Origin of the sequence: Variovorax sp. JS1663, from assembly GCF_002157355.1 — a bacterium.
Taxonomy (GTDB): domain Bacteria; phylum Pseudomonadota; class Gammaproteobacteria; order Burkholderiales; family Burkholderiaceae_C; genus Variovorax.
In genome coordinates, this window is record NZ_LYMK01000035.1 from 1 (window position 1) to 12884 (window position 12884).

A 12884-nucleotide genomic window follows, 5' to 3' on the forward strand; every position below is an offset into this window, starting at 1 on the left:
CGACATCAACGTGGTGACCACCACACGCGAGGCGCGCAGCAACGCAAGCATGCTGCCGGGCCTGGACGCGGCCAGCGGCGTGAAGCTCGCGGCCGTCGCGCTCGACCGGGTGGCGGGCCTGTATGTGACCAACCCCGGGGGCAGCCTGCTGGCAACGGCAGGGCGCGACATGAATCTGGTCGGCGCCGAGGTCAAGAGCGGCGGCGATGCGAGCCTCTCGGCCGTGCGCGACCTGAACCTGGACAGCGTCACGACAGGCCGCGCGGAAGACATCCGCTGGAGCGGCAGGAACTCCCGCGAGGGCCAGCAAAGCCAGGAGAGCGGCACCACCGTCAGCGGTACCGGCAATGTGAGCCTCATTGTGGGGCGCGACCTCACGGGACGGGCGGCCACCCTGAGCGCCGGTGAGGCCCTGAGCCTGGAGGCAGGCGACAGGCTGAGCTTGATCGCCGGCGAGAACGGCAGCTCGGCCGAGACGCATCACGCCACCAAGCGGGGCATGACCAAGTACAGCCTGGATGCCGACAGCCAGGACACCACCTTGGCGCGGACCACCCTCAACGCCACGAACATCCAGCTGCGAAGCGGCGGCGACATGGCCCTCAGCGCCATCGAGACGAACGCGCAGAGCCTGGATATCGACGCCGGCGGAAAGCTCAGCCTGCTCACGCAGTTCACCACCAGCGCCATGAGCCGCAAGGAGGTCGACAACGATGCGGCCTTCTCCTCGTCCTCGGGAAGTGGCAGGAAGGACGAGACCAGCCAGTACAACCGCTTCAACGTCAAGGACCTGAGCATCCAGGCCGGTAGTGGCGTGAAGGCCCAGCTCGGCCAGAACGACGCGCTCTCCTCCCTCGCGCAGCAGCCCGGCATGGCCTGGGTGAACCGGCTGGCCAACGACCCGGCCTTCGTCAACAGCGTCCAGTGGCAGCGGGTGAAGGAGGAGCACGACCGGTGGTCGTATCACCAGAGCGGCATGGGGCCGGTGACGGCGCTGGTGGTGAGCGTGGTGGCGGCCGCGGTGGCTGCGCCCATGGCAGCGCAGGCGGGGGCGGCTGCGGGCGGTGCGGCGACATCGGCCGGCATGAGTGCCACCGTCTCCGTGGGCGTCAGCGGTGCGGTCCAGATGGGCGTCAGTGCCCTTGCGAGCCGGGCCTCGGTGAGCCTGGCCAACAACGACGGCGACCTGGGCAAGGTGCTCAAGGAGCTGGGCAGCAGCGAGAGCATCAAGGCCATCGCCACGTCGATGCTGACGGCGGGAGTGATCGAGGGGCTGGGCGCCTCCGGGCTGCTGCCGCAGAACGTTGCCAATGCGACCAACGGCTCGGCGCGCTTCACGGACCAGTTGCAGCGGCAGTTGATCGACAACGCTGCCGGCGCTGTGGTGCGCAGCGCGGTCAACGGCACCAGCCTGGAGGACGAGCTGCGCCAGGGTTTGGTCAATGCGCTGCTGAACACGGTGGCGGCGCAGGGCGCGAATGAGATCGGCCACCTGACGGCCAATGAGACCCTCAACGCCTTTGCTGGCGAGGCGGCGCATGCGATCGTCGGCTGTGCTGTGGGTGCAGGCAGGGCGGGCCACAGCGCTGGCTGCGCACCGGGCGCTGTCGGCGCCGTGGTGGGCCACCTGACCGCGCAGTTCGTGAACCCGACCGGAGATCAAAGCCTCGCGCCGCAGACCTTGGCGGCCTCGCAGCTGATGGCGGCCCTCGCCGGAGCGATCGTGGGGGCCGACGAGCAGAGCATGTACATCGCCTCGAGCGCGGGCGTGAATGCAGCGGAAAACAACTGGCTGAGCGGCCAGCAGCAGATGCGGGCGCGTCGGGCCACCAATGCCGCGCAGATCGACTACTGGGCCCATGTGGATGCCGCGCAGCAACGCACGCTCGATGACTTGATCGCTGCCAAGGATGCAGCAGCGACGGCGAGTACGCCGGAAGAGCAGAAGACTGCCTATTTGCAGTTGCAGACGGCGACCGCAAGTGCTTCGTCACTCGTTCAAAGTTTGAGGGCCGACGGGGATAGCGCCGGCGCTGCCTTCATTGGTCGACAGCTCCTGGGCGGTACGGTTGCCATGCAGCAACTGGGCGGCCAGCTCGGCATGCCGTTGGATCTGACGCCCGAGCAGAGGCAAGCACTGGCGAATGCGTATGGCGAGATGGGCATGACGCTGGCGGCTTCAGAAGGCAGTGTCACGGATGGTGCTTTGGTAACGCGCATCAAGGACGTAGCGCAGGGATGGACCGAGGACTTGTCCGGCTGGCGGGCGAGCCAGCGAACCCCGAGCCCAGCTCAAGCACCTTCGCCTGCTACAGGAGCGAACGCCATTGTCGATACACGTAAATTTACTGACTATATTTTCAAACCGGGCGCTGATCACGGAAAGAACATTGTTTTCGAATCATTGGGTTACTCCGCCGATGATGCAGCCGAACTATCTTTGATCTGGCGATCTCAAGCTGCACAAAAATACGCAAAAGGCGAGTTCGCATTGGGCAGGGCTGACCAGTATGGTCAGCGCGTCAACATCGAGATCGTTCTGCCAGGCAAGGGTGAGGCAAGCGGACAAACCAGCTATCTCCAATCTGGTTGGATGGTTCAATCCGATGGATCTCTGAAGTTAAACACGCCTTTCTCGGGCTTTACTAGGAGTCGGCAATGAGGCCTTCAATTTACAGCAGGGTGCGCTATCTTGGGGTTGCGAACGGCCAAGAGCGGATCAATCCTGGTGACATCGGCTACATCATTGAAGACTATGGCGACGGAAATTTTGAGGTGGAGTTTTGTCGTGCTGATGGAACGACTGGGGCGCAAGCTGTTATTGCGGAGAGTGATTTAGAGTTGGCTGAGAACTAGCGAGATTCCTTGAACGGCGGCCATCGATGCGTCGGCCCAAAGCGGCCAAGTGCGCCACCATCGTCTTCAACGACGTGATGAGCATTTGGTCTGGCCATCGGCGGCGCCGTTGAAGTCATCATCGCCTCGGCACCCTGATCGCTGGTGCAAGCGGTGAAACAGCAGCCAATTGAGACGGTTTTCTAGGTGGTCGGCTCGTCGGCCTCTTCGTTCGATGACGCAAACAGATCCCAGGTCGCCATGAACAGCGCCGCGATCACCGGCCCGATGACGAAGCCGTTGACGCCGAAGAGCGCCATGCCGCCGACGGTGGACATCAGCACGATGTAGTCGGGCATCTGCGTGTCCTTGCCCACCAGCAGCGGGCGCAGGATGTTGTCCACCAGGCCGATCACCACCACGCCGAAGACGACCAGCGACACGCCTTCCCAGATGTGGCCGGTGGCCAGGAAGTAGATCGCCACGGGCAGCCAGATCAGCGCCGCGCCCACCGCGGGCAGCAGCGAGAGGAAGGCCATCAGCACCGCCCACAGCAGCGCGCCCTGCACGCCCAGCACCCAGAAGGCCAGCCCGCCCAGCGCGCCCTGGGCTGCCGCCACCGCCACGTTGCCCTTGATGGTGGCGCGGATCACGGTGGTGAACTTGTTGAGCAGGAAGTGCGTGTGCGGCCGCGCCATCGGCAGCGCCTGGCGCACCGTCTTCGACAGCTCGGCGCCGTCGCGCAGGAGGAAATAGAGCAGGTAGAGCATCAGCGCAAAGCTCACCAGGAAGTCGAAGGTGTTCTGGCCGATGTTGACGGCCTGCGTGGCGATCATCTGGCCGGTCTGGGCGGCGCCCTGGCCCAGGCGGGACAGCATGCCCTCCACGTTGCCGAGGCCGAAGCGGTCGAGCAGGTTGATCAGCCACCGGGGCAGGACGCCGAGGATCTGCTGGAAGTAGACGCCGAAGTTGATCTCGCCCGTGCGGATGCGCTGCGTGACCAGCGAGGCCTCCTGCACCAGCGACACCGCGATCATCGCCAGCGGGATGATCACGATCACCAGGCAGATCGTCAGCGTGGCCAGCGCCGCCAGGTTACGCCGGCCCGGCATGCGCTTCTGCAGCCGCTTGTAGAGCGGCGTGAACAGGATGGCCAGCGCCACCGCCCACATCACCGCCCCGAAGAAAGGGAAGAGGATCCACAGAAAGGCGACCGTGACGACCGCCAGCAGGAAGAGGAAGACGTTGCGCTGGAGTTCGGGTGAATTCATGGGCCGCCCGACTGTAGCCGAGCTTCCCGCCTCGTCTTGTCAGCGCGCAGCCCGAGGCAGGGCCACGGGGGCGAGCGTGGCGCGCAGCCGCTCGTCGGCAGCCGGGGCGGCGGCCACCTCGGCCTCCAGCGCCTCCTCGACGTTGCCGATGTGGTCCAGCATCAGTTGCCGGGCGCGCTCCGTTTCCCCGGCTTCCAGCGCCGCCACGATGGCCGCATGCTCGGCGCAGGACTGCCCGGCCTCGTGCTTCGACTGGAACAACGTGGCGGCCAGCGTGGTGCGCGCGGTCAGGTCGCGCAGCACGTCGCACAGCAGCCGGTGGCCCATCTGGTCGGCCAGGCAGACGTGGAAGTCGGCCAGCAGGAAGGCGCGGGTGGCGGCATCGGCGCCGGCAATGGCGCGCTTCTCGTCGGCGATGTGCTCGCGCAGCTTGCGGATCACCTTCGACAGGGGGCGCCCCGATTCGGCCAGGATGCCGCCTTCGATGATGCGGCGGGCCGAGAAGGCGTCGCGCGCCTCCTCGGCCGAGGGCTCCACCACGAACCAGCCGCGCCGGGACTGCACCTCCACGAAGCCGCGCGCCTGCAATTGCATCAGCGCCTCCCGCACCATGGTGCGGCTGACGCCGAAGTTCTCGGCCAGCTGTTGTTCGCCCAGGCGCTCGCCGGGGGCGAGCTTCTGCGCGAGGATGGCTTCGACCACGCGCTCGGCGATGGTGGTGGGGGTGACTTCGGGCATGGGGCGCTAGTGTGCCGGATGGGCAGCGTGGGCCGCGGCGACGGGCGAATCGGGCTCGGCCAGCGGCTCGTCCTCGGGCGAGTGGGTGCCGTCGAGCACCGCGCGGGCCCGTTCGCGGTCGATGTCGCCTTCCCAGGCCGCGATGGCGACGGTGGCCACGCAGTTGCCGATCAGGTTGCCCAGTGCCCGGGCGATGCCCATGAACCAGTCCACCGACAGCACCAGCACCAGCCCGATCGCTGGGATGGCGGGAATCGCATGCAGCGTGGCGGCCAGCACCACGATGGCCGAGCCTGGCACGCCGTGCGCGCCCTTGGAGGTGACCAGCGCGATCGCCAGGATGGCCAGCAGGTCCGACGTCGAGATCGGCGTGTTGGTCGCCTGCGCGATGAAAACGGCCGCCAGGGTGATGTAGATCGAGAAGGCGTCCAGGTTGAAGGAGTAGCCGGTCGGGATCACCAGGCCCACCGTGGAGTCGCGGATGCCCATGTTGCGCAGCTTGGCCATGATCTGCGGCAGCACGCTGTCGGACGAGGTGGTGGCGAAGACGATGGTCAGCTCCTCGCGCAGGTAGCGCAGCAGCTTGATCAGGCTGAAGCCCGAGAGCCGCATCACGAAGCCCAGCACCACGAACACGAAGATGATCACCGACACGTAGAACAGCGCCACCAGCATGCCCAGCTGCTTGAGCGAGCCGATGCCGTACTTGCCCACGGTGAAGGCGATGGCGCCCAGCACGCCCAGCGGCGCCAGCTTGATGATGATGCCCATGATCTTGAACAGCACCAGCGAGAGCGCGTCCACCACCGTGGCCACCGGCTTGCCGCGGTCGCCCAGCAGCGCCAGCGCGCAGCCGAACAGCACCGCGAACAGCAGCACCTGCAGCACGTCGCCGGTGGCGAAGGCGTTGACTACCGTGGTCGGGATCAGCTTCATCAGGAATTCGACCGTGCCCCCGCTGGTGAGCTTGTCGGCGTTGGAGGCGTAGGCGCTCATTGCCGCGGCATCCAGCGTGCCCGGGTCCACGTTCATGCCCACGCCGGGCTTGAACACGTAGGCCAGCAACAGGCCCATGGCCAGTGCGATGGTGGTCAGCACCTCGAAGTAGATCAGCGACTTGACGCCGACGCGGCCCACCCGTTTCAGGTCGCCCGCGCCGGCGATGCCGTGCACCACCACGCAGAAGACCAGCACCGGGATGATCATCTTGATCAGCTTGATGAAGCCGTCGCCCAGGGGCTTGAGCTTGACGGCGAAGTCGGGAAAGAACAGGCCTGCCACCACGCCCAGAACCAGCGCAATGACGACCTGACCGAAGAGTGATTTGGCGAAGCGGGGCATCCTTTGTCTCCATGTCTGGTTGCATGCAAGACTTGGCAAATCTTGCATACAAGCAATGTAGGCAAGATTTTGGATTTTTCTGTGCGGGTTATCCCGGGTGCGGCTCGTCATCGCCGGCACCTGTCCGCCCACCATCCGTCATCGCCGGGCCGCTGCCCTTGTACGTTCTTGTCATTGGCGATATTGCCGCGGACCGGTCCTGTAGGAGCATCTTTTATGCATCCCCTGCATCAATCGTTCTGAATCTTGCAATTCACTTTGCCCTGCCAAGGCGCGAGACTCGTTCGCAAGGTTCCTCAGATACAGGAGCCGCAACCGGAGACAAGTGAGTGACTCTTCAAGCTGAAGAACTTCGTGCCTGGATCGGGCGCAGCGAGACCATTCAGGACGCTGTTAACCCGACGCCCGTCATCGCGCTGACCGCCACGCTGGATCACCCTTCGGTGCCCGTCGAGACCGGCACCACCTTGCCGTACCTTTGGCATTGGTTGTATTTCCTGCCGATGCATCGACAGTCGGAAATTGGCGCTGATGGGCACGCCAAGCGCGGCGGCTTCCTTCCTCCGGTGCCGCTGCCGCGCCGCATGTGGGCCGGCAGCCAGTTCGAGTTTCGCTCGCCCATACGAGTCGGTGACCGGGCCGCGCGAACCTCGACCATCGACAACGTGACCGTCAAAGAGGGGCGCACCGGCACGCTTGTCTTCGTCAAGGTCAGGCACGAGGTGCGTTGCAACGACAGCAGCGATCCGGCGCTCGTCGAGTACCACGACATCGTCTACCGCGAGGCGCAGGGCCCGAACGATGTCGCTCCACCCCCGCAAGCCGCGCCTGCCGAAGCCCAATGGAAGCGCTCCATCGTGCCGGATGACGTGCTGCTATTTCGCTATTCGGCGCTTACCTTCAATGGCCACCGCATCCATTACGACCGGCGGTACGTTACCCAGGTCGAGGGCTATCCCGGCCTGATCGTGCATGGCCCGCTGATTGCGACGCTGCTGATGGATCTCCTTCGGCGCCAGATGCCGCAAGCCGAAGTGGCCAGCTTCCGATTCAAGGCGGTGCGCCCGACATTCGACCTGCATCCTTTTCACCTTCAGGGACAACCTGAAGCCGATGGAAAGACCATCCGGCTCTGGGCCTCCGATCACGAAGGCTGGCTCACGATGGACGCCACTGCGGTCCTACGCTGATCTCCTTCAACCCACCCAACTTCGGATAGAGCACCACATGCAGCCACTCAAGGGCCTCACGGTCGTCACGCTGGAGCACGCGATCGCGGCGCCTTTCGCCACGCGCCAACTCGCTGACCTCGGCGCACGCGTCATCAAGATCGAACGACCAGGCTCGGGCGACTTCGCCCGAGGCTATGACGAGCGCGTGCACGGGCTGGCATCGCACTTTGTCTGGACCAATCGTTCCAAGGAGAGCCTGACGCTCGATGTCAAGCATCCGGAGGCGGCCAGGATTCTGGAGCGCCTGGTGGTGGAGAAGGCAGATGTCGTCGTGCAGAACCTCGCGCCCGGCGCGGCTGCGCGCCTTGGCCTCGGTTATGAAAAGCTGTCCGCCGCAAAGCCGGGGTTGATCGTATGCGACATCTCCGGCTATGGCGACGACCCGATCAACCCCGGGCCGTACCGCGACAAGAAGGCCTACGATCTTCTCATCCAGAGTGAAGCGGGGTTCGTCTCGGTCACCGGCACGCCCGATGAGCCGTGCAAGGCCGGTCCATCGATCGCCGACATCGCCGCAGGCATGTACGCGTACAGCAGCATTCTCGCGGCGCTGTTGCAGCGTGGCCAGACCGGCAAGGGGCAGCGCATCGACATCTCCATGCTGGAGTCGCTCGCCGAATGGACCAGCTATCCGCTGTACTACGCCTTCGAAGGCTCCGCACCACCGCCGCGAACCGGCGCCAGTCATGCAACGATCTACCCTTATGGCCCGTTTCCCACGGGTGACGGCAACATGGTGATGCTGGGCCTGCAGAATGAACGCGAGTGGGCCAGTTTCTGCGAGACGGTGCTGCAGCGGCCGGCGCTGACGGCCGATCCACGCTTCACAGCCAACTTCAAGAGGGTGGCCGAGCGCGACGCGCTGCGCGCAATTATTGTGGAAGCCTTCTCGTCCCTGACCAGGGCGCAGGTGGTCGAACGGCTCGAGCTCGCGCAAATCGCCAATGCCCAGGTCAACACCATGAATGATGTCTGGGCCCACCCGCAACTGAAGGCGCGCGGGCGTTGGACCGAAGTCGGCTCGCCGAAGGGCCCGCTCCCCGCCATGCTGCCGCCCGGAACCTGGGACGTGGGGCCGCGCATGGACCCCGTGCCGGCACTGGGTCAGCACTCCGACGCAATCCTTGCTGAGCTGGGATACGGCGCGGCCGAGATCGAGGCGCTGCGCGCGTCCAAGGCTGTCTGAGCTGGGCATCATGTCCGTTGCTTCCAATATCCCTCGCACCTACCTCTTCGTTCCGGGCACGCGGCCGGAACGCTTCGGCAAGGCGCTGGCAAGCGGCGCGGATGCCGTCATCCTGGACCTTGAGGACGCGGTCGCAGCCGACGACAAGTCGCTTGCCCGCCAAGCGATCGCAGACTGGTTCCGTTCCGCATCTGCGGACGACCGGACGCGCACGGTGGTGCGCATCAACGACGCCGCGTCGCCGTGGTTCGATGACGACCTGACGGCGTTGCGCAAGGCCGGAGCCTGCAGCGTTCTGCTGACCAAAGCCGAGTCTGCAGAGCAGGTCGCGGCGACGCTCGCCGCGCTGCCCGGAGCCAGTGTTCTCGCGCTGATCGAAAGTGCGCGCGGGGTGGCGGGAGTCGACACCGTCGCCGCTGCGGGCGTGTCGCGTCTGGTGTTCGGCACGCTGGACTTCGCATTGGACCTGGACATCGACATTGAAAGCGACGCTTCCGGTCTCGCCTACGCGGCCAGTCGCATCTCGATTGCCTCGCGCGTGGCAGGTCTGCCGGCGCCGGTCGCCGGGGTCACGCCCCAGCTGGACGATCGCAAGCGCCTTCTGGCCGACCTGGCTTCGGCGCGTGCGCTTGGCTTTGGCGCCAAACTGTGCATTCATCCGAGCCAGGTGGAGCCCATTCACACCGCGCTCAGACCCGCCGCAGAAGCACTGGCGTGGGCGCAGCGAGTGCTGGCAGCCGATGCAGCGTCCCCGGGCGCCGCGCGGCTCGACGGCCGCATGGTCGATCGACCTGTGGTCCTGCAGGCACAACGCACGCTGGCCCTCGCCCGCGACTGAACCTACCCTCAACATCAAGCCCGGAAAGATCCAACACCATGGCCTCCACCATCATCGACTCGCGCATCTTCGGCGACATGTTCAGCGACGCGCGCATGCGCGACGTGTGGTCTGACGAGAACCGGACTGCGAAGTACCTCGACATCGAACGTGCGCTGGCCAAGGTGCAGGGCGAGCTCGGCATCATCCCCAAGGACGCGGCGGACGAGATCGTTCGCAACTGCGAGATATCCCAGATCGACTGGGCGAAGCTCAAGGCCAAGACCGAGCAGATCGGCTACCCGATCATTGCGGTCGTCAACCAGATCAACGCCAACTGCCGCGACAAGCTGGGCGAGTATTGCCACTGGGGTGCTACCACGCAGGACATCACCGATACGGCCGCGGTGCTGCAGATGCGCGAAGGCCTCGCATTGGTCGAGCAGGATCTGGACGAGATCGGAGAAGCACTGGCCGCGCTGGCAAAGAAGTACCGCGACACGCCGGTGATCGGCCGCTCCAATCTGCAGCAGGCCACACCGATCACCTTCGGCTACAAGATGGCAAGCATCCTGGCCGGTATCGACCGTCACCGCGAGCGTCTGCAGCAGCTCAAGCCACGGGTGCTGATGGGCGAGTTCGGCGGCGCGTCGGGCACGCTGTCGTCGCTGGAGAAGGGCGCGATGGAAACACAGGCCGGCCTGATGAAGGAACTCGGCCTTGCCCAGCCGCTGATCTCCTGGCACACGGTGCGCGACACTATCGCGGAGGTGGGTGCCTTCCTTGGACTGGTGGGGGGCTCGCTCGGCAAGATCGCGATGGACGTCAAGCTGATGATGCAGACCGAAGTGGCTGAGGTGTTCGAGCCTTTCGCACCCGGCCGCGGCTCGTCGTCGACCATGCCGCAGAAGCGCAACCCGATCTCCTGCCTGTACATCCATGCCAATATCTCAGTGGCGCGTCAGCATGTTGCTGCACTGATGGATGCGATGGTGGCCGACCACGAGCGCTCGACGGGCCCTTGGGAGATCGAGTGGGTGTCCTTGCCGGAGATTTTTTGCCTGATGTCCGGGGCATTGAAGCAGACCAAGTTCATCCTCAGGGGCCTGGAAGTCGACGCCACACGCATGCGCGCCAACATCGACCTCACCAACGGCCTGGTGATGTCTGAAGCCGTGATGATGGGGCTGGGCCCCTATATCGGCCGCGAGTACGCACACGATCTTGTGTATGACCTGTGCCGCGACGCGATCAGCAAGAATCGCCCGCTCATCGAGATCCTGTCCGAGCACCCGGAAATCAGCAAGCACGTGACGCGGGCCCAGCTCGACGCGATGTGCGACCCCGTCAACAACCTCGGCCAGGCCGGCGTGATGGTCGATCGGGTACTGGCGGCGCGTAGCTGACCCCTTCAAGCCGAGGCGCGCTTTCTGCCGGCCGGGGCGCGCCTGCCCTTCATCTCAGAGAAGAACTCGAAGAACTGCATGGCCGCGGGAGAGAGGGGGCGGCCCTTGCGCCGGATCAGGCCCACCTTGCGGCTGACGACCGGTTCGACCAACGGAACGCTGACCAGCAGCGGGTGATCGGCGCCCGGCATAGCGATCGAGGGAACTGCCGCGACGCCGAGCCCGGCTTCGACCAGCCCCAGCATCGTCGTGACGTGCTGCGCCTCGTAGATCGCCTGCGGGCGGCCCGGCAAACCAGATAGTGCCTGATCCAGCAGCAAGCGGTTTCCGGACGCCTTGCTCACCGAGATGTAGTCGTACTGCGCCAGTTCCGTCCAACTCACCTTCCGCTTGCCCGCGAGCGCATGGTCGCGCCGGCATGCGGCGACGAAGCGCTCCTCCATCAGCGGCTTGAACTCGATGTCGGGTTCCTGGCCTCCAATGAAGTTCAGTCCGAAATCCGCCTCGCCACGCGACACGACGGCCAGCACCTCGTTGGCACTCGCATCGAAGACCTTCACCCGAACCTTTGGATAGCGCTCGTGATAGCGAGAGATCACCTGCGACACGAAGTAATAGACCGTGGATGGCACGCAAGCGATGGTGACCTCGCCCATGCGTGTTGCCGCCACGCCGCGAATTCCCAGCAGCGTGAGGTCCAGATCGTCAAGCAGTTGCTGCACCTTGCGGTCGAAATCGCGCCCAACCGCCGTCAGGCTCACCCGCCGCGTGGTCCGCTCCAGCAGCCGTACCCCGAGCGCTTCTTCGAGCTTCTCGATGCGCCTGCTGAACGCGGGCTGCGACACGTGCAGCGCCTCGGCCGCCTTGCGAAAGCTGCTCAGTTCGGCGACGGCGCGGAACGCCTGCAGGTCGTTGAGGTTGAAGTTGATCGCCATCGTCTCGTCCCGCAAACATGTTTGACTGATCGACAGTGTGCATCAATCGATCCTAAACATGCAATTCACAGCATGCATCGAACCGAAGACCATAGGTCCACGGTCAAGGAAGCGACCTGGATGCCAATCTTTCAACTATCGGAGACATCAATGCAATTTGGTAACGCACCCGTCCTGTGTGCCCTGGCCTCGGCGGCCGCGATCTTCTGCAGCGGCGCGCTCGCTGCCTATCCCGAAAAATCGATCACCATCGTCGTGCCGACCGCTGCCGGCGGCGCCAACGACGCGATGGCGCGAGTCATCGGCCAGGCGATGTCGGCTGCTCTCAAGCAACCGGTCGTCGTCGACAACAAGGCAGGCGCCAACGGCGCGATTGCCGGCGAGTTCGTGATGCGCGCCGCGCCGGACGGCTACACGCTGATGCTGGGTTATGTCGCCACGCATGCGATGAACCCTGCACTTCAGAAGCTGCGATACGACCCGGTGAAGGATTTCGAGCCTGTCGGCATGGTCGGCACGTCCGCGACGCTCATGGTCGTGACGCCTTCCGTCAAGGCGAACAATGCGAAGGAACTCGTCGCTGCGCTCAAGGCCGCGCCCGACAAGACGAGCTACGCGTCTGCCGGCAACGGGACGGCACCGCATTTCGCCGCTGAGATGTTCAAGCTGTCCACGGGCGCCAGCATGCTTCACGTACCGTACAAGGGATCGGCGCCCGCGATCACCGACACCATCGGCGGCCAGACACAGGTGATGTTCCCGAGCCTCTTCACAGCCATGCCCTACGTGAAAGCCGGCAAGCTCAAGGCGATCGGCGTAGCCGGCACCAAGCGTTCGCCTCAGATGCCCGACGTGCCGACGCTGAAGGAGCAGGGCGTCGACAACGTGGATGTCTCGCAGTGGTACGGCATCTTCGCGCCAGCCAAGACCCCGAAGCCCGTGATCGAGCAACTCAACAAGGTGCTCAATGCGGCCTTGGCCGACAAAGGCGTCATCAAGAAGCTGGAAGACCACGGCGCCGAGGTCGAAACCATGACTTCCGAGCAGATGCGCACCTATGTGCAGCAGGAGCAGGTCAAGTGGAAGAAGGTGGTCCAGGCTGCAAAGCTTTCGGCCGACTGAG

General features: G+C 64.9%; 11 protein-coding genes. 7 read left to right on the plus strand and 4 right to left on the minus strand.

Translation table 11 applies throughout. The annotated features are described in order from the left end of the window. On the plus strand, nucleotides 1–2662 hold a 2662-nt coding region (locus A8M77_RS24735; protein ID WP_192871675.1), incomplete at its 5' end, for a DUF637 domain-containing protein. Further along, on the plus strand, nucleotides 2659–2856 hold the full coding sequence (locus A8M77_RS24740) for a DUF4926 domain-containing protein (protein WP_086924169.1): 198 nt from the start codon (nucleotides 2659–2661) through the stop codon (nucleotides 2854–2856). The genes A8M77_RS24735 and A8M77_RS24740, both read left to right, overlap by 4 nt. 182 nt (nucleotides 2857–3038) lie before the next feature. On the opposite strand, the gene A8M77_RS24745 is transcribed toward A8M77_RS24740, so the two are convergent. Genes A8M77_RS24745 through A8M77_RS24755 form a run of 3 tightly spaced genes read right to left on the minus strand, consistent with a single transcriptional unit; the run spans nucleotide 3039 to nucleotide 6185 of the window. Continuing rightward, nucleotides 3039–4106 (minus strand): AI-2E family transporter, encoded by a 1068-nt coding sequence (locus A8M77_RS24745; RefSeq protein ID WP_086924170.1) that lies wholly within the window; start codon nucleotides 4104–4106, stop codon nucleotides 3039–3041. 39 nt (nucleotides 4107–4145) lie between these two features. Next, on the minus strand, nucleotides 4146–4844 hold the full coding sequence (locus A8M77_RS24750; protein WP_086924171.1) for a GntR family transcriptional regulator: 699 nt from the start codon (nucleotides 4842–4844) through the stop codon (nucleotides 4146–4148). A 6-nt stretch (nucleotides 4845–4850) separates the two neighbouring features. After that, nucleotides 4851–6185, minus strand: coding sequence for a C4-dicarboxylate transporter DctA (locus A8M77_RS24755; protein ID WP_086924172.1), 1335 nt, complete (start codon nucleotides 6183–6185; stop codon nucleotides 4851–4853). A 329-nt stretch (nucleotides 6186–6514) separates the two neighbouring features. Between A8M77_RS24755 and A8M77_RS24760 the strand changes: the two genes are divergently transcribed. The 4 genes from A8M77_RS24760 to A8M77_RS24775 are packed head-to-tail and all read left to right on the plus strand — an operon-like array spanning nucleotide 6515 to nucleotide 10826. Continuing rightward, nucleotides 6515–7375, plus strand: a complete 861-nt coding sequence (locus A8M77_RS24760) for an FAS1-like dehydratase domain-containing protein (protein WP_086924173.1) — start codon at nucleotides 6515–6517, stop codon at nucleotides 7373–7375. A 37-nt stretch (nucleotides 7376–7412) separates the two neighbouring features. After that, a complete protein-coding gene (locus tag A8M77_RS24765; protein WP_086924174.1) occupies nucleotides 7413–8603 on the plus strand; it encodes a CaiB/BaiF CoA transferase family protein in 1191 nt (396 codons plus the stop codon). A gap of 10 nt (nucleotides 8604–8613) precedes the next feature. Further along, a complete protein-coding gene (locus A8M77_RS24770; protein WP_086924175.1) occupies nucleotides 8614–9441 on the plus strand; it encodes an HpcH/HpaI aldolase/citrate lyase family protein in 828 nt (275 codons plus the stop codon). 38 nt (nucleotides 9442–9479) lie between these two features. Further along, nucleotides 9480–10826 (plus strand): class-II fumarase/aspartase family protein, encoded by a 1347-nt coding sequence (locus A8M77_RS24775; protein WP_086924176.1) that lies wholly within the window; start codon nucleotides 9480–9482, stop codon nucleotides 10824–10826. Nucleotides 10827–10831: 5 nt separating this feature from the next. Here A8M77_RS24775 and A8M77_RS24780 read toward each other — a convergent pair whose 3' ends face one another. Beyond that, a complete protein-coding gene (locus A8M77_RS24780; protein WP_086924177.1) occupies nucleotides 10832–11761 on the minus strand; it encodes a LysR family transcriptional regulator in 930 nt (309 codons plus the stop codon). 150 nt (nucleotides 11762–11911) lie between these two features. On the opposite strand from A8M77_RS24780, the gene A8M77_RS24785 reads away from it, so the two are divergent. Continuing rightward, nucleotides 11912–12883, plus strand: coding sequence for a Bug family tripartite tricarboxylate transporter substrate binding protein (locus A8M77_RS24785; RefSeq protein WP_086924178.1), 972 nt, complete (start codon nucleotides 11912–11914; stop codon nucleotides 12881–12883). The last annotated feature ends 1 nt before the right edge of the window (nucleotide 12884 follow it).